This window comes from Actinocrinis sp., from assembly GCF_035650855.1.
Lineage (GTDB): Bacteria > Actinomycetota > Actinomycetes > Streptomycetales > Catenulisporaceae > Actinocrinis.
Map to the genome: position 1 here is coordinate 24,306 of NZ_DASRGV010000369.1, position 24,206 is coordinate 48,511.

Annotated in this window: 18 protein-coding genes; 13 read left to right on the top strand and 5 right to left on the bottom strand. The window is 70.6% G+C overall.

Going from position 1 to position 24,206, the window contains the following annotated elements; all coding sequences use genetic code 11:
• Nucleotides 1-63: 63 nt before the first annotated feature.
• Entirely contained in the window at nt 64-3,600 is a 3,537-nt protein-coding gene (locus VFB40_RS25980; protein ID WP_324855185.1) for a discoidin domain-containing protein, read from the top strand.
• A gap of 11 nt (nt 3,601-3,611) precedes the next feature.
• Here the strand turns inward: VFB40_RS25980 and VFB40_RS25985 are convergent, their stop codons facing one another.
• Complete coding sequence (locus VFB40_RS25985) at nt 3,612-5,099, bottom strand: FAD-binding protein (protein ID WP_324855187.1); 1,488 nt, start codon at nt 5,097-5,099, stop codon at nt 3,612-3,614.
• Nucleotides 5,100-5,195: 96 nt separating this feature from the next.
• Between VFB40_RS25985 and VFB40_RS25990 the strand changes: the two genes are divergently transcribed.
• On the top strand, nt 5,196-5,891 hold the full coding sequence (locus tag VFB40_RS25990; protein ID WP_324855189.1) for a class I SAM-dependent DNA methyltransferase: 696 nt from the start codon (nt 5,196-5,198) through the stop codon (nt 5,889-5,891).
• Between the two features lie 49 nt (nt 5,892-5,940).
• Nucleotides 5,941-7,695, top strand: coding sequence for an ATP-binding SpoIIE family protein phosphatase (locus VFB40_RS25995; protein WP_324855191.1), 1,755 nt, complete (start codon nt 5,941-5,943; stop codon nt 7,693-7,695).
• A 105-nt stretch (nt 7,696-7,800) separates the two neighbouring features.
• Here the strand turns inward: VFB40_RS25995 and VFB40_RS26000 are convergent, their stop codons facing one another.
• Nucleotides 7,801-8,136, bottom strand: a complete 336-nt coding sequence (locus VFB40_RS26000; RefSeq protein WP_324855193.1) for a histone-like nucleoid-structuring protein Lsr2 — start codon at nt 8,134-8,136, stop codon at nt 7,801-7,803.
• Between the two features lie 300 nt (nt 8,137-8,436).
• On the opposite strand from VFB40_RS26000, the gene VFB40_RS26005 reads away from it, so the two are divergent.
• From VFB40_RS26005 to VFB40_RS26045, 9 genes are all read left to right on the top strand, one after another.
• Complete coding sequence (locus tag VFB40_RS26005) at nt 8,437-10,587, top strand: (Fe-S)-binding protein (RefSeq protein ID WP_324855195.1); 2,151 nt, start codon at nt 8,437-8,439, stop codon at nt 10,585-10,587.
• 75 nt (nt 10,588-10,662) lie between these two features.
• On the top strand, nt 10,663-11,094 hold the full coding sequence (locus tag VFB40_RS26010; protein WP_324855197.1) for a GatB/YqeY domain-containing protein: 432 nt from the start codon (nt 10,663-10,665) through the stop codon (nt 11,092-11,094).
• 112 nt (nt 11,095-11,206) lie between these two features.
• Nucleotides 11,207-12,334 (top strand): glycoside hydrolase family 18 protein, encoded by a 1,128-nt coding sequence (locus VFB40_RS26015; protein WP_324855199.1) that lies wholly within the window; start codon nt 11,207-11,209, stop codon nt 12,332-12,334.
• 125 nt (nt 12,335-12,459) lie between these two features.
• Nucleotides 12,460-12,711, top strand: coding sequence for a hypothetical protein (locus VFB40_RS26020; protein ID WP_324855201.1), 252 nt, complete (start codon nt 12,460-12,462; stop codon nt 12,709-12,711).
• Nucleotides 12,712-13,016: 305 nt separating this feature from the next.
• Nucleotides 13,017-13,436, top strand: a complete 420-nt coding sequence (locus tag VFB40_RS26025; protein ID WP_324855203.1) for a PPOX class F420-dependent oxidoreductase — start codon at nt 13,017-13,019, stop codon at nt 13,434-13,436.
• 5 nt (nt 13,437-13,441) lie between these two features.
• Nucleotides 13,442-13,930 (top strand): NUDIX hydrolase, encoded by a 489-nt coding sequence (locus tag VFB40_RS26030; protein WP_324855205.1) that lies wholly within the window; start codon nt 13,442-13,444, stop codon nt 13,928-13,930.
• Between the two features lie 207 nt (nt 13,931-14,137).
• Complete coding sequence (locus tag VFB40_RS26035; protein WP_324855207.1) at nt 14,138-15,901, top strand: ABC transporter ATP-binding protein; 1,764 nt, start codon at nt 14,138-14,140, stop codon at nt 15,899-15,901.
• A 103-nt stretch (nt 15,902-16,004) separates the two neighbouring features.
• Complete coding sequence (locus VFB40_RS26040) at nt 16,005-17,480, top strand: aminotransferase class V-fold PLP-dependent enzyme (RefSeq protein WP_324855209.1); 1,476 nt, start codon at nt 16,005-16,007, stop codon at nt 17,478-17,480.
• A 190-nt stretch (nt 17,481-17,670) separates the two neighbouring features.
• Nucleotides 17,671-19,692, top strand: coding sequence for a cell wall-binding repeat-containing protein (locus VFB40_RS26045; RefSeq protein WP_324855211.1), 2,022 nt, complete (start codon nt 17,671-17,673; stop codon nt 19,690-19,692).
• A 44-nt stretch (nt 19,693-19,736) separates the two neighbouring features.
• Here the strand turns inward: VFB40_RS26045 and VFB40_RS26050 are convergent, their stop codons facing one another.
• The 3 genes from VFB40_RS26050 to VFB40_RS26060 form a co-directional block, all read right to left on the bottom strand.
• Nucleotides 19,737-20,393, bottom strand: coding sequence for a hypothetical protein (locus tag VFB40_RS26050; RefSeq protein ID WP_324855213.1), 657 nt, complete (start codon nt 20,391-20,393; stop codon nt 19,737-19,739).
• Between the two features lie 71 nt (nt 20,394-20,464).
• A complete protein-coding gene (locus tag VFB40_RS26055; protein ID WP_324855215.1) occupies nt 20,465-21,286 on the bottom strand; it encodes an SAM-dependent methyltransferase in 822 nt (273 codons plus the stop codon).
• Between the two features lie 161 nt (nt 21,287-21,447).
• On the bottom strand, nt 21,448-22,269 hold the full coding sequence (locus tag VFB40_RS26060; protein WP_324855217.1) for a polysaccharide lyase family 7 protein: 822 nt from the start codon (nt 22,267-22,269) through the stop codon (nt 21,448-21,450).
• A gap of 640 nt (nt 22,270-22,909) precedes the next feature.
• Between VFB40_RS26060 and VFB40_RS26065 the strand changes: the two genes are divergently transcribed.
• Nucleotides 22,910-24,206: ricin-type beta-trefoil lectin domain protein (locus tag VFB40_RS26065; RefSeq protein WP_324855219.1), on the top strand; the 1,297-nt coding region annotated here is incomplete at its 3' end.

Genomic DNA, 24,206 nt, shown 5'->3' on the forward strand with positions numbered 1-24,206 from the left:
GTGCTCTTTCCAAGCGCTCTCTCCAAACTGCTCCGCCGCCATCATCCGCCCTGAGGAGTCGGCATGGCACACGGCGCCGCGGCGCATCGAAGTCACCTTCCCCATCCACTCAGAGTTCTGACAGCGATCGTCACCGCGATCGGTCTGGCGGCGTACGCGCTCGTCGCCGGCGGACCGGCCGCCCACGCCGCGCCTGCACTGCTCTCGCAGGGCAAGGCGGCGACGGCCTCGTCCAGCGACGCAGGCAACGCCGCAGCGTTCGCGGTCGACGGGAACACCGGCACCCGCTGGGAGAGCGCCTGGTCCGATCCGCAGTGGTTACAGGTCGACCTGGGCGCGGCCGCAACCATCAGTCAGGTCGTGCTCCAGTGGGAGACCGCCTCGGCGAAGGCATATCAGATTCAGACCTCTGCCGACGGCGCCGCCTGGACGAGCATCTACTCCACGACTACCGGTCCCGGCGGTACTGAGACATTGAACGTCACCGGCACCGGCCGCTACGTGCGCATGTACGGCACACAGCGCAACACCGGCTACGGATACTCGCTCTGGGAGTTCCAGGTCTACGGAACCACATCCGGCGGTGGCGGCGGCGGATCAGGGTCCTGTGGAACCACGAACGTCGCACTCAACCAGCCGGCCTCCGCCTCCACCACGGAGAACGCGGGCACTCCCGCCGCTGCCGCATTCGACGGGAACGCCGGCACGCGCTGGTCGAGCGCGTTCGCCGATCCGCAGTGGCTGCAAGTGGATCTCGGCTCCAGCCAGGGCATCTGCCAGGTGGCGTTGCAGTGGGAGGCCGCGTACGCGACCGCGTTCCAGATTCAGGTGTCAGCGGACGGCACGACGTGGAACTCGATCTACGCCACGACCACCGGCGCCGGCGGGACGCAAACGCTGGACGTCACCGGCACCGGCCGGTACGTGCGCATGTACGGCACGACCCGCGCGACCGGCTACGGCTACTCGCTTTGGGAGTTCCAGGTATTCAGCTCGGGCAGCGGCGGCGGGGGAGGAGGGACCGGGGGCGCAGGTGCGTGCTCTGATCCGGTGATCTCCAACTTCCAGCCGGTCAAGGCGTCCTCGTACAACGGCGGCAACGCTCCTGCGGCCGCGCTCGACGGCCGCACCACCACCCGCTGGGAAAGCCAGTACAGCGACCCGCAGTGGCTGTCCGTCGACCTCGGCGGCCCGGCGACGGTCACCTGCGTCGTGCTGAATTGGGAGACCGCATACGCGTCCGCATACAGCATCGACCTCTCCAACGACGGTACGACCTGGAACACCATCTACTCGACCACCACAGGTAAGGGCGGCATCGAGACGCTGAACGTCTCCGGCGCCGGCCGCTACGTCCGGATCAACGGCACCGCCCGCGCGACAGGGTACGGATACTCCCTCTGGGAGTTCGACGTCCACGGGACCGTCAACACCTCCGGCTCCACTCCCACCATCCTCTCCCCGCCGACCAAGGCCCCGGCCGCCACCGGCCAGTTCGCCCTCAGCGCCCCGGCCGACGCGGCCATGGTCACCGGTACCCGCCGGCCCACCTTCAGCTGGGCCGCGGTCTCCGGCGCCGCGCACTATCAGGTCTGGATCAATATCAGCCGCACCGACTACGACTGGACCGCCTCCGGCAACCTGCTCGACTTCTACACCAAGGTCGCCGAGCCGACCGGCACCAGCTACGCCCCGGCCTGGGACCTGCCGGACCGCTGGACGTATAAGTGGTTCGTGGTCGCGGTGTCCGGCTCGGGCGCGACCACGACCTCGAACATCCGCACGTTCAGCGTCTACCTGCCGACCGTGAGCACGGTCGCCGACGGCGTCCCGGTCATCGACGGGATGCGCGACCTGAACAAGGACGGCGTCATCGAACCCTACGAGGACTGGCACAATCCGGTCTCTGCGCGCGTCAACGATCTGCTGAGCCGGATGACGTTGCAGGAGAAGGCCTATCAGATGTTCTACAACAACCAGGTCTATCCGCAGTCCGGTTGGATCTTCGGCCCGGCGCAGCCCGCCGACCTGAACAACTACCTGCTGGCCTCCTGCGGCACCCGGCTCGGCGTCCCGCCGATCGCGGCCGGCGACACCATCATGGGTTATCAGACCACGTACCCGGCGCAGAGCGCGCTCGCCGCCGGGCGCGACTATCCGCTGGACTACAAGCTCGGCGACATGCAGCGCGAGGAGGAGGTCCAGGCCGGGGCGCGCGGCGTGCTCGGGCCGCTGGCCGAACTCGGCACCAAGGTGCTCTATCCCCGGATCCAGGAAGGCAACGGCGAGAACGCCGACGTGGCCGCGGCGCAAGTCCGCGCGCTGGTCGCCGGGTTGCAGGGTGGCCCGGAGCTCAACGACCAATCGGTGCTGGTGACCGTCAAGCACTGGCCGGGCGAGGGCGCGGGCGGCGAATCAGGGATCACCTACGACGCCACCACGATCAAGTACACGATGATCCCGTGGCAGGCCGCGATCGACGCCAACGCCGGCAGCGTCATGACCGGTTACGCCGGCGCGACCTACCTAGACCCGAGCGGCGCGGGCGCGGGCAACAGCGCGCCGATCATCGACTACCTGCGGCAGAACATGGGCTACACCGGGCTGATCACCACGGACTGGCTGCCCTCCGGCGGGTGGGTCAGCGCGGCGCAGTCCGGGGCCGACGTGTTGGGTGGCGCGGACCCCGGCGCCACCGGCTTCTCGATCGACGGCTTCGCCGCCAGCGTCCCGCTGAGCCGGATCGACGACTCGGTGACCCGGATCCTCACCGTGAAGTTCAAGCTCGGCCTGTTCGAGAACCCCTACGGCGACCCGGTCAACGCGCCGTTCCGCTTCCATCAGCCCTCGTATGTCGCGCTGGCCGACCAGGCTTCGCGCGAGTCGATGACGTTGCTCAAGAACGACGGCGTGCTGCCGGTGAAGCTGAACGCCGGGGACAGCGTCGTGGTGAGCGGCGCGCGGGCCGCGGACGGCCCGGCCTGCTGCCTGTGGACCAGCTACTTCCACTCCGCGTACGGCTCGCTCGACTTCCTCGACGCGATCAAGGCCCGGGCGGCGCAGGCCGGAGTGAACGTCTACCAGGACACCTCGCCGACCACGCCGAAACTCGCGATCGTCGCGGTCGGTGAGGCCTCTTACACGCACGCCACCAACTGGGTGAAGGAACAGCCCTATCTGCCGCCGGATCAGCTCTCGATCATCCAGAGCTTCAAGAACCAGGGCATCCCGGTGGTCGTGTTGCTGGTGCTGCCGCGCCCCTACGTCATCTCCGACTGGAACGGCCTGGCCGACGCCGTCGTGGTGACCTACCGCGGCGGCGAGGAGATGGGCCCGGCCGCGGCGAGCCTGCTGTTCGGCGACTACCTGCCGGCCGGCAAGCTGCCCTGGCAGCTGCCGGCCGGCATGGACCAGATCCTCGCCCCCGGCGGCACCGACATCCTCGCCGACGCCGTCGAGAACTGGGACCTGCCCTACGATCTGGGCGCTACCGACGCCCAGCGGACTGATATCAGGGCACACATCTCAGCCGGGCAGACCGTGCCCACCACCTATGGAAGCCCGCTGTATCCCTACGGCGCGGGCTTACAGGGTTGGTGAGGTGACCAGGGCTAACTGAAGATTCCTTGGCCGGGAGCCAGGATCCCGTGCGGGTCGTACCGATGCTTGGCCGCGCTGAAGAACTGCCACGCGTCGCCGTACTGGATGCGCCAGTCGTGGCTGGTCATCGGTATCGACCCGACCGGGTACTGGGTGCCGCCGAGTGCCTGCGCCGCCAGGTACAGCGCGCGGTTGCCTTCGAGCATCGTCGCCGTCGGCAGCGCGTCGGTGTCCGGGGCGGCGGTCCGCAGCACTGCGAACAGGAACGTCAGTTCACTGTCAGGGGTGCGCAGCAGCGGCGCGTGCAGCTTGCAGGTCGGTACCGGATAGAGCAGCACGACGCCGCTGGCCCCGATGTCAGCGAGCGTGAGCTTGTCCATGACCGCGGTGACATACGCGTCGGTCGCGGCGTCGGGCAGGAAGATGTTCAGCCAAGGGTGCGGATCGAACCACTCGCCGGTGGACTTGAGGAAGGCGACGGCGGGCGCGAGGTCGTCGACGAAGTCCGGGTAGCTGAAATCCTGGATCTGCGCCGTGCCCTCGTATCCGAGGTCGCCGATCAGCGCGTGGTCGTTCGGCGGCGTGCCGTCGTAGTACGCCGTCCCTTCGAGCACGAACTGCCAGCCGCCGCCGGTCACCGCGTTGGCCGCCCCTTCCAGCCAGTTGAACCTGCCGTCGCGCACGACCTTGCGCTGCGCCGCCGCGAGCGCGGACACGGAGGGGAACGTGAGGGTGTACTGCCTGGCCGATGTCGGCGCCGGGATCAGCGGCAGGGTCGCGCGCGTGATCACGCCGACCTGGCCGAGCCCGGCCAGCGCCGCGTGGAACAGATCGGCGCGGCGCGAGGGCGAGGCGAGGACCACCTCGCCGGTCCCGGTGACGACTTCGAGCTCGACGACGTTGTCGACCTGCGCGCCGAAGTGCTGCGTCGTGCCACCCAGGCCGCCGGCCGAGAGCGTGCCGCCGATCGACAGTTCGATGTAGTCGGTGAACACCGGCGGGGTCAGGCCGTGCGCCAGGCTCGCCGTCAGCAGCGCGCTCCACAGCGCTCCCGCGCCTACCGTCGCCGTGCGCGCGGCGGGATCCACCGTGATCGAACTGAGCGGGCTCATGTCGATCACCAGACCGCCGGAGACCTGCGCCTGGCCGAAGGTCTGGTGCCCCTGGCCGCGCGGCGCCACCGCGATCCGCCTTGGACCGCAGAACTCGATCATCGCCGCGATGTCGCGCACCGATCCGGGCTCGAGCACCGCGCCGGGCACCCGGTGCACGATGTGCCCGAAGTCGTCCTCGAACGGCGCCAGATCGGCGGAATCGAGCAGCAGCCGGCCGTCCAGATGCGGCACGTGGTCGAAACCGCCGCCGGACGAACTCGCCGCGTCCGACGCCCACGCCCTCGTGGCGTTGTCGAAGCCTGTCACCAGCACACCCGCCCCCACCGTCGCGCCGCCCAGCGCCCGCACGAAGCCCCGGCGACTCAAACCCGCACCCGCGTCCATCCGAGCTCTCCTTTTCCCATCAGGCAGCCTTCTGATAGTGAATACCAGACGGCGACACGCGACGAGGGGGCGGCGTCAATCAACGAAGGGATTGCGATGGCTGTCCAGAGACTTGCCGCACCGGCCCAGCGGGACCTCCTGTGGCTCGACCGGGAAACGGCGCAGGCCAACGCCTACGACGAGATCGGCTCCCGCTACGACGAGGCCTTCCCGCACAAGGAGGGCCAGCTGGCCTGCGCCGAGCGGCTGCTGGAGCGGCTGCGGCCCGGCGCCCGGGTGCTGGACGCCGGGGCCGGCACCGGTTTGCCGACGGCGCGTCAGCTCATCGCCGCCGGCTGCGAGGTCACCTGCCTCGACCTGGCCCCCGGGATGCTGGAGCTGGCGCAGCGCAACGCGCCCGGCGCGAAGTTCGTCCTCGGCGACCTGCTCGACCTGCCCGACGAGCCCGGCCAATACGAGGCCGTAGTCGCTTTCTTCTCGCTGCTGCACCTGCCGCGCGCCCGGGTGCGCACCGCGATGAAGCTGATCGGACGCATCCTCGTCCCCGGCGGGTACTTCGCGCTGGCCATGGTTGAAGCAGACGTCGATGATGTGCCGATCCCGTTCCTGGGCAGCCGGATCCGGGTCACCGGCTTCCTGCGCGACGATCTTCGGGCCCTGCTGCGCGAGACGGGATTCGAGATAGCGCACGAGGAGGTGGTCTCCTACGCCCCGGAGACCTCCACCGCGCAGCCGGAGATCCAGCTGTTCCTGCTGTGCCGGCAGACCGCCGATCCGGAGCACTGGGGCTAGTCTTACCCTCCGCAGGGCTTGAGCCAGGCGACCTGGGGGAAGTGGACGGATGGACCTGCGCGACCAGTTGTGGTTCCTCAACGAGGCCACGACGCAGATCGGCGCGAGCCTGGACACGGTCGACATCGCGGAGAGCCTCGCCGGGGCGATGGTGCCGCGGCTCGCGGACTTCGCCTCGGTGCACCTGCTCGACGCCCTTATCGTCGACGGCGCCCCCGCGCCGCCCGCGCCCCGCGCCACCGCGGCCAGCCCGCTGCGTCGAGTCGCGGTCGCGCACGACGAGCCGCCGGCCTTCTGGCGCGATGTCGTGCCCGAAGGCGCCGTGCACCTGATGTACCCGGCCGGGCCGGGCTACGAGGCTATGGCGACCGGCGAGCCGGTAGGCCTCGACCGCATCGACGACATCCACGCGGTCGCCATGTCCCGCACCCACCACACCGGCGACCTGCGGCCGCTGCTCGCGGAACGCGCGTACCTCGCGGTACCGCTGCTCGTGCGCGGGCGGGTGCTCGGCTGCGTCACGCTCACGCGCCGGCCGAACCGCCCGGCGTTCGACGACGTCGACGTGCTGACGGTCTGTCAGCTCGCCGCGCAAGGCGCCCTCGGCATCGACAACGCGCGGCTGTACCGGGCGCAGCGGGCCGCCACCGCCGAACTCCAGCGCGACGTGCTGCCCGCCACCCCGCCGACCGTGGCCGGCGTCGAGTTCGCGCACCGCTACCTGCCCGGCAACCCCTCGGTCGAGGTCGGCGGCGACTGGTACGACACCATCGCGCTGCCCGGCAGCCGAACGGCCATCGTGATCGGCGACGTGATGGGCCACGGCGCGCGGTCCGCGGCGATGATGGGGCACCTGCGCACCGCGGTGCAGACCCTGGCCGCGCTCGACCTGCCGCCCGATCAGATCCTGCGCCAGCTCGACAACCTGGCCCAGCGCTTGGGCGACGACCACCTGGCCACCTGCCTCTACGCGGTTTACGACCCGATCGCGCGCTGCTGCGTCCTGGCCAACGCCGGGCACCTGCCGCCGCTGCTGGTGCGCCGCGACGGCCGGGTCGAGCGGGTCGAGGTGCCCACCGGCGCCCCGATCGGCGTCGGCGGCGTCGCGTTCGACACCGTGGAGATCACCATCCGCGACGGCGACACCCTCCTGCTCTACACCGACGGCCTGGTCGAGGAGCGCGGCCAGGACCTTGAGGAGCGCATCCGCGCGCTCGGCGAACGGCTGCGCGCGCTCGACGCCCCGGCGCTGAGCCCGGACGCCCTATGCGACGCGGTGATCGCGACCGTTGAGCGCGACACGTATGAGGACGACATCGCGGTGCTGGCCGCGCGGCTCGGCGGGATCCCGGCGCAGAACGTCGCCCACTGGCTGCTGGCCGCCCAGCCGGTCACCGTCACCCGCGCCCGGCGGCTGGTCGAGCAGACCCTGGCCGCCTGGGGCCTGTCCGCGCTCGGCGAGGTCGCGCAGCTGCTCGCCACCGAGCTGATCACCAACGCGATCAGGTACGCGACCCGGCCGATCGAGCTGCGGCTGCTGCGCACCAGCACCCTGCTGTGCGAGGTGCGCGACGACGACCACTACCTGCCGATCCTGCGCGAGGCCGGCGGCCTTGACGAGAACGGCCGCGGCCTGTTCCTGGTCAGCCGGCTGGCCCGGCGCTGGGGGGTCAGCCGCACGACGCACGGCAAGGTGGTCTGGTTCGAACTGGACCTCGGCGCGGCGGCCGGGCAGGACGGCCGGCCGTCGCGAGAAGGACGCGCCGCGCTCCCGCGCCCGCGCGTCCAATCCCCGCCGAGTTGAATTCCGCCGCCGCTCTTCCGGGCGCTATTCCACCCGTATGGCGGAAGACGGGCCGGAAAGGCCACCGCGCTGATTCAGTCGGAGCCGATTCCGGCGGGCGCAGATTCAGTGCGCTTCCTGGAATTTCACGATGAGATCCTTGGAGACCCGGCCGCGCTCGGAGACTTCGAAGCCCTGGGCCTTGGCCCATTCGCGCACCTCGGAGGTGTTCGGCCCGCCCTGCGCCGGCTTGCGCGCGGCGCCGCCGCGCCCGGCCGCCCGCCCGCCGCGGTCCCGGCGCGCCGCCTCGATGTACTTGGCGAGCGTGTCGCGCAGCTTCTTGGCGTTCTTCTCGCTCAGGTCGATCACATAGCGCGTGCCGTCGAGCCCGAACACCAGCGTCTCGTCGGCCTTGCCCCCGTCGAGGTCGTCGACCAGGGTGACCTCTACTTTCTGTGCCATGGAAATGCGCCTGCTTTCGGTGGAGTATGGTGCCGGGCGCGATCATAACACTCTATCCAAAAGCCTTAGCGTGAAACCCCGGCCGATTATCGGCTCTCCCACAGCCGCCGCTCTTTTCCCTGTACGCCGCGTACCCATAGACTCACGCGCAGCGGCAGACCGCGCGTCGTCGCCGGGCGGCGGGTGTGCGCAACTTGGTGAACTTTTTGGCCCAGTGATCAGGCTGGGGCTCTGCCTTCACTTGAGCGCGTAGGTGTATACGTTTTGGGATCCGCCGCGCACGACCCCATGGAGGACTAAGTGGTACTGCGTATGGTTCTCGGCCTGGTGCTGACGGCGGCGGCCTTCGCCGTCGCCGGGCGCCGCGTCTGGACGCTCGTGCGGCTTGGCCGGGCCGGGCAGCCGGCCGAGCCCGGGCGCACGCAGGACGCCGGGCGCCGGCTGTGGGCGGTGCTCACCGAGGTCTTCGGGCAGCGCAAGCTGCTCAAGTGGACCGGCGCGGGTACCGCGCACTTCTTCGTGTTCTGGGGCTTCGTGATCCTCGGCGCCACGATCCTGGAAGGCTACGGCGCGCTGTTCCAGCGCGACTTCCACATCCCGCTGATCGGCACCGACACCTGGCTCGGCTTCCTCGAGGACTTCTTCATCGTCGCGGTCCTGTGCGGCCTGGCCGCCTTCTCGGTGATCCGGCTGCGCCAGTCGCCCGAGCGCGAGGGCCGCGGCTCCCGCTTCTTCGGCTCGCACCTCGGCCCGGCCTGGTTCGTGCTGCTGATGATCTTCAACGTGATGTGGACGCTGCTGCTGTACCGCGGCGCCCAGATCAACACCGGCTACTTCCCGTACCGGCACGGGGCGTTCGCCTCGCAGGAGGTCGGGCACTGGCTGCACCCGCTCGGCCACACCGCGAACGACGTGCTGGAGACCGTGGGGATCGTCGGCTCGCTCGGGGTCGTGCTCGCCTTCCTCGTGCTGGTCGTCTACTCCAAGCACATGCACATCTTCACCGCGCTGCCCAACGTCGCCTTCTCCCGCCGCCCGCGCGCCCTCGGCCCGCTGCTGCCGGTCTACTCCGGCGGGCAGCCGGTCAACTTCGAGGACCCGGGCGAAGACGACAAGATCGGCCGCGGCGCGATCGAGGACTTCACCTGGAAGGGCCTGCTGGACTTCGCCACCTGCACCGAGTGCGGCCGCTGCCAGTCGCAGTGCCCCGCCTGGAACACCGGCAAGCCGCTGAGCCCCAAGCTGCTGATCATGGGCCTGCGCGACCACGCCCTCGCCAAGGCGCCGTACCTGCTGGCCTCTTCCGACGAGGAGCGCGCCGCGCTGCCGCCGGAGGTCGTCGCCGAGACCGAGCGGCCGCTGGTCGGCGGGTCGGACGTCAACGGCGTGATCGACCCGGACGTGCTGTGGTCCTGCGTGACCTGCGGCGCCTGCGTCGAGCAGTGCCCGGTCGACATCGAGCACGTCGACCACGTCGTGGACATGCGCCGCTACCAGGTCCTCATCGAATCCGAATTCCCGCGCGAGGCGCAGACGATGCTGCGCAACCTGGAGCGGCAAGGCGACCCGTGGGGCCGCGGCCAGAAGGCCCGCATGGAGTGGGCCGCCGGCCTGCCGTTCGAGGTGCGCGTCTTCGGCGAGGGCGGCGAGGAGAAGCTGCCCGAGGACGTCGAGTACCTGTTCTGGGTCGGCTGCGCCGGCGCCCTGGACGACAACGCCAAGAAGACCACGCGCTCGGTGGCCGAGCTGCTGCACGAGGCCGGGGTCGGCTTCATGGTGCTCGGCAGCGGCGAGAGCTGCACCGGCGACCCGGCCCGCCGGATGGGCCAGGAGCTGCTCTTCCAGGAGCTGGCGAAGCAGAACGTGGAGACGCTCAACGAGGTCGGCGCCAAGAAGATCGTGGTGACCTGCGCGCACTGCTTCAACGCGATCAGCAACGAGTACCCGCAGCTCGGCGGCACTTACGAGGTGGTGCACCACACCCAGCTGCTGGCCAAGCTGGTCGAGGAGGGCAAGCTGGTCCCGGCCAACGAGGTGGACGCGGCGGTCACCTACCACGACCCCTGCTACCTCGGCCGGCACAACCGGGTCTTCAGCCCGCCGCGGGAGATCCTGGGCGCGGTGCCGGGCGTGCGGCTCACCGAGATGCCGCGCAACCGCGAGCGTTCCTTCTGCTGCGGCGCCGGCGGCGCGCGCATGTGGATGGAGGAGACCATCGGCACGCGCATCAACGAGACGCGTACCGACGAGGCGCTGAGCACCGAGCCGGATCTGGTCACCGCGGCGTGCCCGTATTGCATCGTGATGCTGACCGACGGGCTCGCCAGCCGTAAGCAGCAGGGCAAGGCGTCGCAGGACGTGCGCGTGACGGACGTCTCCGAAGTGCTGCTGCGTTCGGTGCGCAAGAGTGGCGACGCATCCTCGAGCTCCACGATCAGCGCAACGGAGTGAAACCACGCCTGGAACGGAGCGTGGCGGCGGTCAATTGCGAGCGCGGGCGCGCGCGGCGGACGTATCGTCTTCGCCGTGCCGACCGACTCGATCACCGCCGCCGCCTCCAAACCGGGCAACTCCAGGAAGCCCGGTAGCTCCGCCCCGCTGCGCCAACGCCTGCGAGACGCGCTCAGCGGCGCGATCAAGGCCCGTGACAAGGTGGCCGTGGCGGCGCTGCGCTCGACCCTCGCCGCCATCGACAACGCCGAGGCGGTGCAGGTGCCGCAGCGGGCCGGCGAGCAGCTGGCCATCGAGCAGCTGCGGATCGGCGTCGGCAGCGCGCAGGCCGCCCGCCGGGAGCTGACGGAGGCGCAGATCGAGCGCATCGTCCGCGGCGAGCTGGCCGAACGCGAGGCGGCCGCGCGCGACTACCAGCGCGCGGGAAGGATCGAGCACGCCGAGCGGCTGCGCGGCGAGATCCGGGTGCTGGCCGAGCAGCTCGGCGACCGGCCCGCCGCCCCGTGAGCCTTCAGCCCCGAGCGCCCGGCCCTTGACATTGGTCTAAACCAGCTGGATCGTGTGAGCGACCGGGGATGGGTCCGTGCTCACACGCCAGGAGGCGTATATGCGCATGTCCATGCGCAGACTCACCCTGCTCTCGGCCACCTCGCTGCTCACCGCCTGCGCCCTCGTCGCGCCCACGACCTCCGCGCTGTCCGCCGCCTCAGGCCGCGCGCTCTTCGCGGCCCAGGCGGCCACCGCCACCCCGATCCAGATCTACGGGGCCTGGCACTGCAGCAACGACGCGTGCACCTGGGGAACCGTCCGCACCATCGCGGACTTCGACGCCAACAACCACTGGCTGATCGACCGCGGCGACGGCCGGCCGTCGGTCAACCTGGTGGTGCTCAGCTTCGTCAACCCGCTCAGGCTGCTCGACGGCACCAACGACGCCGGCGACGCGAACGGCGTGCCGGTCGGCATGACGCAGGGCATCGTGAACTACTTCACCGGCCACGGAATCCGCGTCATGCTCTCCATCGGCGGCATCACGTACGTCAACGACTGGGACACCGCCCTGTCGCAGAACCCGACCCTGCTCGGCCAGAAGGCCGCCGCGCTCGCCACCCAGCTCGGCGTCGGCATCGAGATCGACTACGAGAACAGCTCGAGCCCCAACCTGACCGGCCTTCAGTCCTTCATCAACGCCTACCGCGCCGCGCATCCGTACGACGCGACCGGAGCCGACCCGACCGCCCGGCTGACCATCGACGTGGCCGCCGGCGACCGCTGGCTCATCGGCCTCGACCAGTACGCCACCGCGAACTGGCTGACCACGAGCAACCCGGTGCTCGACTACGCGAACGCGATGGTGCCCTCGAAGCAGCCCTCGGCCTCGACCGCCGAGTCCAACTGGCTCGAGCACGTCGACGGCAAGCCCAACTACTCCCCGGCGATCCCGCCGCTGGCCCCGGCCAAGTTCACCGGCTCGCTGTACATCGCCGAGGGCTCGCAGGTGCGGCCGGAGTGCACGAACTTCGCCTCCTCGCTGCAGAACTCGACCAGCTCCTTCGTGCAGACCGTCGCCCCGGCCGGCGGCGCGGGGAGCACGTCCGGGATGCTCGGCTACATGTTCTGGGCCGCGGACACCCCTTCGGCCAGGGGCGTCACCACCGACCCGCCGAACACCTGCCAGGGCGGCGTCGGCGCCGGAGCGACCGCGCTCAGCGTTCCGATCCCGATGCCGGCGCTACGGCAGAACTGACCGCGCATGACGGGTCGGCCGCGGCGCAGGCCGACCCCGCGCTTGGCACCAGAACTTCCTGACGTTGCATTGATCTCACGCTGCGTTCGTCTGACGCTGCATTGATCTAATGCTGCATTGATCTGATGCTGATTGATCTGATGCTGCGTTCATCTGATTCTGCGTTCATCCGGCACAGTGATCAGCGCAGCCGGTTGGCCCGCCGTCTGCTGTTACCGGTCCATGCGCACATCGTCGAGGGTGAACCGCTGCACGATCGTAACCGTGCAGTTCGTCGAACCGCCGTCCACCGCGAAGGCTTCCGCTGTACTGCACTACACCTGCGCCTGCTGTTCCGCATTCGTCACCACTGGTCCTCGCCTGCCCGAATCGGCTAGAGAGCGGGCCTGTGACGCCAGGGGGATGGGTTGCGCAACGCCACAGGCCCGCGGGGAGACGCGGCGCGAGATGTCTGGGTCGAAAGGTCCACGCGCGCCTGCCTTGCGAAACAGGGACCTGCATCCGCATTTGCGTTACATCCCACTGCGACGCCGCCTCCACGGCGCTGTTCGACGCCGCCCGGCGCCCCGCTATCCCGCCCGCGACGCCGCCGTGCCCCGGGCGGCCGTCGTCACCCGGTCCTGCGAGGATGGTCCCGACACGAAGATCAAGCCCCGCCCGGGGCGCGAACAGAGGAGCACCGATGGCCAAGCCGCCCGTGCCGGCGAAGATCGACCAGTTCCTGGCCCAGCCCAACCCCGCCGTGATCGCCACGGTCCGGCCGGACGGCCAGCCGGTGTCCGTGCCCACCTGGTACGTCTGGGAGGACGGCCGGGTCCTGGTCAACCTGGACGAGGGCCGCAAGCGACTGGCCTACCTGCGCGCCGAGCCGAAGGTAGCGCTGACCGTGCTCGTGGACGGCGACTGGTACTCGCACATCAGCCTCACCGGCCGGGTCGTCTCGATCGAGGACGACCCGCAGCTGGCCGACATCGACCGCATCGCCCGCCACTACGGCAGCGAGGGCGGTTACCCGGTGCGCGACCGCCGCCGGGTGAGCGCGTGGATCGAGATCGACTCCTGGCACTCCTGGGGCGGCCATTTCCGCGACGCCGGAGCCTGACGGCCGTGCCGGCGCGGCAGAGCGCGGGGATCCTGCTCTTCCGGCTCGACCCGGACGGACCGCGGGTGCTGCTGGTCCACCCGGGCGGGCCGTTCTGGGCGCGCAAGGACGCGGGCGCCTGGTCGATCCCCAAGGGGGAGTACGAGCCCGGAGCCGATCCCCGCGCCGCCGCGCTGCGCGAGTTCGAGGAGGAGCTCGGCCGCCCGCTCGCCCCCGCGGCCGCGGCGCGGCTGATCGACCTCGGCACGGTACGCCAGCCCGGCGGCAAGCTCGTGACCGCCTGGGCGGCGCGCGGCGAGCTCGACCCCGAATCGGTGGTCAGCAACACCTTCGAGATCGAGTGGCCGCCGCGCAGCGGGAAGGTTCGGCAGTTCCCTGAGATCGACCGCGCCGCCTGGTTCACGATCGAGGAGGCCCGCGTGAAAATCTTGCGCGGGCAGCTTCCACTGCTTGACGCGCTGCTCGCGGGGTTGTCGCAGGTCCCGGACGAGTAGCGGCCGGGGTGCGGCCCCGGCTCCGACCTGCGAATCAGTACTCTCATTCAGACTTCGGGCCGTTCGGCTGAGCGCGCAGGGACCGTGCGACGGATCGCTAAGACACTCCCAAGGCCGCCCGGGGGGTATTCACAGCCCATACGGATGCTTATTAAGGTGGGTCGCCGAGTGACTGTCGGCTGAAACCTGCGAGACGGATGGTGACGGATGAGCGGTCAGGGACTGCGCGGCGCTCACGTGACGACGGAACGGGGCAGCGGTCCGGCGATGCGCCGGTCGGCCGGTCTCGGGATCGACGCGCGCGCGGCGGGGCACACCCTGCGCGGCGGCAAACAGGTGCTGCGGCCCGTCTCGCTGTCCATCCGCCCCGGCTCCCTGGTCGCGATCATCGGCCCGAGCGGCGCGGGCAAGACCCTGCTGCTCGACGCCCTCGCCGGGGTCACCCTGCCGACCGAGGGCGTGGTGATGCACGACGGCGCCACCTGCCGGCCGCGCGACGACCTCGCCGTCGCGCCGATCGGGTACGTGCCGCAGGACGACATCATCCACCAGTCGCTGCCGCTCGCCAGGACCCTGCGATACGCGGCCCGGCTGCGGCTGCCCGCGCGCACCACGGACGCGCAGATCGAGCAGGAGGTCAGCGAGGTCCTCGCCGCCCTCGGGCTGAGCGAGCAGGCCGGCACCCGGGTCAGGCTGCTGAGCGGCGGCGAGCGCAAGCGCGCCAGCATCGCGGTCGAGCTGCTCTCCCGGCCCACCGCGCTGTTCCTCGACGAGCCGACCTCAGGGCTCGACCCGGCGATGGCCGCCGACCTGGTGGATCTGCTCGACCGGATCGCCGCGGGCGGCACCACAGTCGTCTTCACCAGCCACAACCCGCAGGACCTGGCCGGCTGCGACCTGGTGCTCGTGCTGGCCGCGCAGGGACAGCTCGCCTTCGCCGGCTCCCCGGCCACCGCGCTGGCCCACTTCGGCGTCGAGGGCTTCGACGAGATCTACCGGGCCCTGGCGCAGCAGCCCGACCCGCAGGCCTGGGCCGATCGCCTTCCCTCCGGCATCGCCACCGCCGTGCCGATCCGCGGCACCCGCATGGCGCAGGTCGGCGGCCCGGTGCAGGCGCCCGGCCGGCGGCTCGGCGCGCTCGGCCAGTGGCGGCTGCTCACCCGCCGCAGCCTCGACCTGCTGACCCGCAGCCGGCTCACCCTGGCGATCCTGCTCGGCTCCCCGCTCGTCATCATCCTGATGTTCCTGATGATGTTCCGGCCCGGGGCGTTCGACTTCGCCGACCCGAGCCCGAACACCTCGATGATGATCCTGTTCTGGATCGCCTTCGGCGGCTTCTTCTTCGGGCTGACCTACGGCCTCTCCCAGATCTGCGACGAGTTCGCGATCCTGCGCCGGGAGCGGATCGTCGGCCTGCGGATCCTGCCGTATCTGGCCTCGAAGTTCACGGTGCTGCTGCCGGTCCTGGCCGCCGTGGACGCGCTGCTGCTCGCGACGCTGAGCGCCACCGACCGGCTGCCCACGCTCGGCGGCGCGGACTGGGGCCGGATGTTCGCCACCCTGCTGCTGTGCTCGGCCGCCGCGCTCGCGCTCGGCCTGCTCGCCTCGGCCTCGGTCTCCGCGCCGTCCCAGGCCACGCTGATGCTGCCGATGCTCTGCTTCCCGCAGGTGCTCTTCGTCGGCGCGTTCCTCCCGGTGCCGGTGATGGCGCTGCCGGGGCGTGCGGTGAGCTACCTGATGTCGAACCGGTGGGCGTTCGACGCGCTGGGAACGACCGCGGGCCTGCCCGCGTTGTGGCGGGACGGCGGCTCCCCGCTCGGGCCGCCGCTGCTGGCCTCATACGGGGACACCTTCGACGGCTCGGTTCCGAGGGAGTGGATGCTGCTGGCCGGCTTCATGCTCCTGTTCCTGATCGGGGCCGGCCTGGTGCTCTCCCGCAAGACGCCGCGGCGCCGGCGCACCAGCCGATAGCCCGGCGGGCGTGGCGCCGTGCGACGCGGCGCGCCCGCACCGCGGCCTGTGCGTCCCCCGAACCGTCAGCGCATTGCGACCTCCGCCACCCCGGGGCGAAGAGATGATGAAGATCCTTGCCAGTCCTGGCGGCCTGCTGCGATCCAGCGAGCCGGCCGGATTCCTGACCCAATACCCGCAGTACGAGCGCACCCGCGTGCTCGACGAGGCGCGCCGCACCGAGTACGCCCACCTCGACCGCACCGGCCACGTCTACCTCGACTACACCGGCGCCTGCCTGGCCGCGACCGCGCAGTACCAAGCGCACAGCGAGCGGCTCACCGACCAGTGCTTCGGCAATCCGCACTCGGAGAACCCGGCGTCGCGAGCCTCCACCGAGCGGGTCGAGCGCGCCCGCGCCGCGGTCCTGGCCCACTTCAACGCCGACCCGGCCGAGTACGCGGCGATCTTCACCGCGAACGCCACCGCGGCCTGCCGGCTGGTCGGCGAGTCGTACCGGTTCGAGCACGACAACCGGCTGGTCCTCACCTTCGACAACCACAACTCGGTCAACGGCCTGCGCGAGTTCGCCCGGGCCCGGCGTACCGCGGTCAGCTACGTCTCCGGCGACGGCCACGACCTGCGCACCGACACCGCACTGGTCGAGTCGGCGCTCAGCCGGCACGTGATCGGGCGGCGCGGCCCGGCCGGGTTGTTCGCGTATCCCGCGCAGAGCAATTTCTCGGGGGTGCGCCATCCGCTCGACTGGGTGGACTTGGCGCACCGGCACGGATTCGACGTCCTGCTCGACGCCGCGGCTTACGTGCCCACCAACCGGCTCGACCTGTCCCAGGTGAAGCCGGAGTTCGTCACGGTCAGCTGGTACAAGCTGTTCGGCTATCCGACCGGCCTCGGCTGCCTCATCGCGCGCCGCGAAGCGCTCGCGCGGCTGCGCAGGCCGTGGTTCTCCGGCGGCACGATCCAGGCGGTCAGCGTCCAGGGCGACTGGCATGTGATGGCCCCGGACGAGTCGGCGTTCGAGGACGGCACGGTCAACTTCCTGGCCATACCGGACGTCGAGTTCGGCCTGCGCTGGCTGCGCAACCTGCGACTGGAGTTGATCGGCGAACGCGTGCACTGCCTAACCGGCTGGCTGTTGCAGCGGCTCGGCGATCTCACGCATAGCAACGGCGCACCGATGGCCCGCATCTACGGACCGCGCGATACGACAGACCGCGGCGGCACGGTCGCGTTCAACTTCCTCGACCCGCAAGGCCGCGTGGTGGACGAACGGCTCGTCGAACGCGAGGCCGCCGCGGCGAAGATCAGCCTGCGCACCGGCTGCTTCTGCAATCCCGGCGCCGGCGAACTGGCCTTCGGCATCGGCCGCAGCGCCCTGCGCGGCCGCATCGGCCGCAAGTCCCGGGGCATCGACGACTATCTTCGGACCCTGCGGCTGCCGAGCGGCGGCGCGGTCCGCGTCTCGCTCGGCCTGGTCTCGAACGTGGCCGACGTCGAGGGCTTCATCGCCTTCGCCGAGCGCGCCTACCGCGACCGACCGGCCACCGCGGAGGGCTTGCCGGCGCGGGAACGCTGCTGACCTGGTGATCCGACCGGCGACGACCCCGTTCTATAACGTTTCGGGTACCAACCGCAGCGGGCCTCAACCGCCGTACGTTGTCACGCGTCAAGGGAGTGCGACCCCGGCAGAACGGGTACGTCGCAGTGGAATGAACGTGCGTACATGCGTGTCTTCGTAGACTCACAGTCGGGTTCAATGGGGGAGAACCATGCCGAAATCAGCCTTCCATCGCGTATCAGCGATCGTGCTCGCCGCGGGCTCGCTCGCCGCCGCGGCGGCCTGCGGGGGCAACACCGCCCACCACACCGCCGCGCCGAGCCCGACCGGGACCGGCCACAGCGCCCAGCCGACACACCCGGCACCGCGCCCGGTCTACAACGCGACCGTGCCGACGATCAGCAACGGCACCGATCGGGTGCTGATCGACCACACGGCCGTCACCTTCCCGTCCACCGTCACGGACGCGGCGTGGTCCCCGGACGGCACCCGCCTCGTCTACGTGGACGCTAACGGCAACATCGCCACCGCCCGGCCGGACGGCACCGACGTGCGGGTGCTGACTCGGTCCAAGCCCGGGGTCAAGCGCGCGCAGCCGGCGTTCGAGGACGGCGGCGGTGAGATCGTCTTCTCGGAGCGCGGCGCCGACGGGGTCTGGCGGCTGATGGGAGTCGGCGCGGACGGCCAGGACGACCCGGCCGCCGGCGGCCACGGCGAGGCGCTGCTCGACAGCATCGGGGACGGCGCCGCAGACACCGCGGCCAGCGCGGTCTACGACGCCGCGGTGCTTAAGTTCGACGGACCTGTCAGCGCCCTGGCATACCAGCACCAAGGGCAGGGCGGGGCGGAGATCTGGATCCTGGACCGCAACCAGCGCGGCCCGCAGGGCAGAAAGGCCCGCGACGGCGCGCAGCCGGCCGTGGGGCCCGACGCCAAGCAGCTCGCCTTCGTCGGCGGCGACGGCCAGCTCTACATCGAGGCCCTGCCGATCACCGGCACCACGACCGCGGTTCGCCTCACCGTCGGCGTCGTCGGCCTGACGCACCCGGTCTGGTCGCCCGACGGTTCGCGCATCGCGTTCGGCACGAGCACGAACGTCGAATCGGTGTCCGCGACGGCTGCCTCCGGCTCGGGCGGCAACCCGCTCGCGGTCGAGTCACCGATCCCGGGCGTCGCCTCGTACGAACCGATGACGCCCACCAGCGTCCTGCGTTTCGACACCGGCGATCCGATCACCGACGCCATCGCCGAGACCAAGGCCTTCTACCAAACGGCTCCCGCCACCGGCATACCGGAGGCGCCGACCGGGGCCGCGTACGCGACCACTGTCACGCTGGTGAGCACCGCCGATCCGGACGCGCTGACCGTCGCCGCCCTGGGCGTACGCCTCGGCCCCGTGCTGTTCACCCAGCCCGGCTCGCTGCCCTCGGCCACGACGGCCGAGCTCAAGCGCCTGCTCGGCCCGGCCAAACCGCTCTACGGCAGGGTTCCGCAGGTGCAGATCATCGGTGACACCGGCGCCGTATCGGCCGCGGTCGAGACGCAGATCGAGGGCTTCGGCTACCAGACGACCCGCCGGCCGGACCGCGACCCGATCGCCGAGGCGGTCGCGCTCAACAGCCCGAGGCTGCAGCCGGCGCCGGTCGACCAGACCGTGTACGTGGTCTCGGCGACCGATACGCCCGCGATCCTCTCCCTCGAAGCCCTCGGCCACGCGGACTCGCTGCTGTTGACCGACAAGGACGCGATGCCCGCGGCCGACCAGCCGATCATCAACCGGCTGGGATCGGCGGGAAACGGCCGGGTGACCTTCGTCGCCGTGGGCGGTCAGGCGCAGTCCGCGCTCGCCTCCTCCTGGCCGGGCAAGCCGGCCGGCCTGCCGGTCACCGCGCTGGGCGGCTCGGACGCCGACCTCAACTCCCTGCTGGTCAGCGAGCGCTACTCGGACGGGCCGACCGAGGTCGGCCTGGCCTCGACGGACTCCTGGCAGGAGGCGCTGCTCGCGGCGAACAACGGTCCCTCGATGCCGGTGGTCTTCGTCGATCCGCAGCAAGGTCTGAGCGCGGACGCGACCAGCTGGCTCGCGGGCTCGGCTGCCTCGGTGGACACGCTCGTCGCTTACGGCAGCACCGTGCAGGTACCCGACTCGGTGCTTACGGCCGCGAAGAACGCTCTCCAGGGGCCCGCGGGGACGGACTCCGTGCTCAACCCGGGGACGCTTCTGCACCTGTGAGCCGAGGGCTGCTCATCCGACGGCTCCGTCGCTGTGACCGTGCTTCAGGCGTACCGCGCAGCACGGTCTTCGGCGGCGGAGTCGTCGTTCAAGAGCCACGCCGGGCACGGATCGGCCGCGGCCGGAAGCGCGGCGATCGCCTCGCGTAGTGCGGCGAGATGCTCGTCTCCCGATGCGTACGGCAGGAACGAGCGCAGCGCGCCGAAGCGGAACAGCACGGCCTGCGTGACTTCGAACTCGTACCCGTCGAACGCGGCGACCGCGCCGGTCAGCCCCTCGCTCGATCCGTGCGCCTCGCCGCGACTGAAGCGCGCGTCGGGTACGGTCGCGTCGGTGCCGCGCCTGCCGGTAGGCCGCGCCAGATAAGGACAGACCATCGCGGCGTAAAGCATGCACGCGTGGTGCCCGGGCGGCTCGACAGTCTTCGCAGCATTGGAATACGCAACCCCGTCGCCTTGTGCCCGCGCGATCGCTGCGGCTTCGCCCGCAGCGACGACGCGCCACACCGGGCCCTTCCCGAGCGGGGTGCCGCAGATCGAACAGCGTCGCTCCACCGCGCACACGAGGATCCGCGCGGTGCTGGTGGCCGCGAAATCCGGCGTTCCGTCGGACCACGGCGTGATGGCGAGAACCGGGTAGCCGCGCGTGTCACGCGGCCGTGCGGCGATCGCGGACGGCATCGGAATCTCATCGAGGCGCATCGCACCATTGAACCGGTCGACGCGCTCGCGCGCAGCCGCGGCAGCACACGAGGTCGCGGCGCCGGCCGGGGTTATCCGCGGCGGCCTACCGCGGCCAGCAGGCTGTAGCGCGCGACATCGCCGCCGAGCGGATCCGGGCGATCGTCATTCGGGTCGGGACGCCACCGGATCGCGTCGACCAAGCCCGGCGGCAGCAGCTCGTACCCGGGCAGCAGGGCGAGGATTTCGTCGCGGCTGCGGAAGACGCCAGGCTGGCTCGCCTTCGTATACACGCCCTCTACCTCGCCGACGGTCTCGGGCTGATACTCGTTGGTTCCATGGCTGATCGCGAGGTACGAGCCGGGTACGGTCGCCTCGCGGTACGCCGCGACCAGGCCGGCCGGATCGTCCGAGTCGGGAATGAACGGAAGCACCGAGACCAGCAGCACGCCGACCGGGCGGCTGAAGTCGAGATGCCCCTCGGCGGCGGCCCCGAGCAGCACGGGCGCCGGGGCGCGCAGATCGGCGTGCAGCACCCGCACGCGCTCGTCGTCGCGCAGGATGGCCTGGGAGTGTGCCGCGGCGACCGGGTCGGAGTCGACGTAGACGATGCGTGCTTCGGGGTTGGCGGCGTGCGCCACCTCGTGCACGTTGCCGACGGTCGGGATGCCGGAGCCGAGGTCGAGGAACTGGTCGATGCCGAGTTCGCACAGCAGCGTCACGGCGCGGCGCAGGAAGGCGCGGTTCGCGCGGACGACGTACGGCGCGTCGGGGAACACCTGTAAGGCCTGCTGGGCCAGCTGCCGGTCGGCCGCGAAGTTGTGCGAGCCGCCGAGGAAGAAGTCGTACATGCGAGCCACGGAGGGGCGCTCGATGTCGATCTCATCGGGGGCCCAGAGGGGTCGCTCCAGCATGGAAACCTCTTTCCGCCGTCGCTCGCGGCGTGACGCGCCGCCGAGTGGCGGCTGCCTGCGGCACGATCATACGAAGAGGTTGGTGTCAGCGGGCGCGTTCGGTAAGCGCGCAGGGCGAACCGGCTGCGCCGCGCCGGTTCGATCGCTCACTTGCGTGTCCCTCAGCTCTGCGAGAGCGCGGTCACGGTCAGCCGGCCGCCGTCGGTGGACGAGTTGTTCGCGTTGGTCTGCTGGTAGTCGCCGGCCTGGAATCGGACGTCCATGCCGCGGAACGAACTGGGCACCGGGACGACCGCGCTGCCGTGCTTGCCGCCGTACGTGGCGGTGACGGTCATCTTCATGCCGCTCTGCGTGATCGTGTACGAGAAGGCGGCGTTCATCGGTACGCCGGTGAGCACCGTCGCCGAGGTCGAACCGGAGGTCGGGTTCTTGCGGGTCACCACGACCAGTTCGCCGTTGTTGCGGTAGTGCAGCATCAGCAGCGGGATCGCGGAGGACGAGCCGCCGCCGTGGATCTGGCCGATGATGATGTCGTTCGCGCTCGGCAGCTTCTGCATGACGAAGGTGCCGGTCAGCGTGTGCGTGCCGGACCCGGCGGTGAAGTCGGCGGTGCTGACCAGTTCGGTGCGCGGGTGCAGCGAGTGCGGCGTGTGCGCGCCCTTGGTCGGCGCCCAGAAGGTCAGGCTGCCGTCGCTGTTGCGCACCAGCCATGGCGACTTGACCGTCGCGGGGCTGATCTCGGTCGCGGAACCGCACTGGCAGCCGGAGGAGTCGACGGGCAGGGTCAGGTTCCAGCCGCTCAGCGACACGGCCGCGGCGGGGGACTTGCTCGTGGCGTGCGCGGGTGCGGCGGAGGCGGAACCGCTGAGGAACGCGGTAACCGACAGCGCCCCGGTCAACGCGAGTGCGCCCGCGCCCGCGACGAGCGCCCGGCGGCGGCGCCCGGTGTTGAACAGAGTCCTGAGATTGTCGTGATCTTTCATCGGCGTGATCATCCCGGTGGTCGTGAGGGCCGCCGCCGGCCGGCGGCGCATTGACCGAGAAGGTAACCCCGCCGAATTTGTTAGTAAATAACGTTTACCAGCTCTTTAGCCAATTCAGCCCGCTGAACGCGAACCGCGGCAGTCAGCCACTTCCCCCGCCCCCATTACCCGCCCCCACACAAGCCCCCAATCCCCCCCTCCACGTCCACCACCAGCCCGAGCTCGCAAAGCCGCCAAGATCGACACCCAATCGGAGACCTTTGTCGCGCCATTCGCATACTTGAATCCCACAATTCAAACCGCAGGCTCCAACCTACGGCGCCCCGTCGTAGCGCAGCACCCCACTCCTCAAAGCCCGAGTTGCCTCGCGCCCGATTCAGTCCCGACCCGCCCCTGCGCTTCGTTGCCCGGAACCTTAGGTCCGCGCGCAAACGCTTGACAGCTCCCTCGCCAAGACGTACACATCTTCTGTTCGGAGAGCGCTCTCCCATGCTCGCACGGCACAGTGCCAGAAGCGACACGAGTGTCAAAGACGACAACCGGCGCGACCCATCGCCGAGTTGCGGCACCGCCTTGCCGCCGCCCGCCACGGACCCCGCGCCGCACCGACGAGCGCGCTGCGCGCTGGAGGGAAAGCACCATGCTCGACATCACGCGTATCGGCCGGCGCGCCGAACGCGGACCGGCCTCGCGCAGGCGGCGCCCGGTCCTGACCACCCTTGCGTTGATCGCCGGCGGCCTGACCGGGGCGGCGGCCGCGACCCTGGCCGCCGCGCCCGCGGCCGTGGCCGACCCCGCGCCGCCGCCGCCGTCCGGCTGGACCACGGTCTTCAGCGACGACTTCTCCGGCGCGGCCGGCTCCGCTCCGTCCGCCGCCAACTGGTTCTACGACATCGGCACCGGCTACGGCACCGGCGAGAAGGAGCAGACCACCAACTCCACCGGCAACGTCTACCTCGACGGCAACGGCCACCTGGTGCTCAAGGCGATCGACAACGGCGGCACCTGGACCTCCGGGCGCATCGAGAGCACCCGGGACGACTTCCAGGCCCCGCCCGGCGGCGAACTGGAGATGACCGCCTCGATCCAGCAGCCGAACCCCGCCTCCGGTCTCGGCTACTGGCCGGCGTTCTGGGCGCTCGGCTCGCCGATGCGGGCCGGCGGCGGCTGGCCGCAGTCCGGCGAGATCGACATGATGGAGGACGTCAACGGCCTGAACCAGGCCTCCCAGACGCTGCACGACGCGGCGGGCAGCAGTGGTCACCCGCTGATCGGGTGCCCCGCCGCGGGCTCAGGCTGCCAGACCGGCTACCACACGTACTCGGTGATCGTCGACCGGACCAACACCAGCGCCGAGTCGATGCAGTTCCTGATGGACGGCACGGTCGAGAGCACCATTACCGAGGCGTCGGTCGGCACCACGGCCTGGCAGGAGGCCATCGACCACGGCTTCTTCATCATTTTCGATCTGGCCATGGGGGGCAACTACCCCAACGGCATCTGCGGCTGCACCAGCCCCACATCCGCGACCTCGTCCGGGGCGTCGATGAGCGTCGGCTACGTGGCGGTCTACGAGGAGGGCGGCAACTCCACCCCCACCGCGACTCCCACCGCGACCGGCGCGGTCAAGGGCATCGACAGCCTGTGCCTGGCGAACCAGAACGCCCTCAACACCGAGGGCAACCCGGTCGGCGTGAGCACCTGCGACGGCGGCGCAGCCCAGCAGTGGTCCACCTACTCCGACAGCACCCTGCGGGTCCAGGGCGGCTGCCTGGACGTGGTGAGCGCCGGGACGTCCAGCGGCACCGACGTGGACTGGTACCCGTGCAACGGCACCGCCGCCCAGGCCTGGACTCACCAATCCAACGGCGAACTGGTCAACCCGAACTCCGGCCTGTGCCTCACCGACCCGGGCGGCAACACCGGTGCCCGGCTCG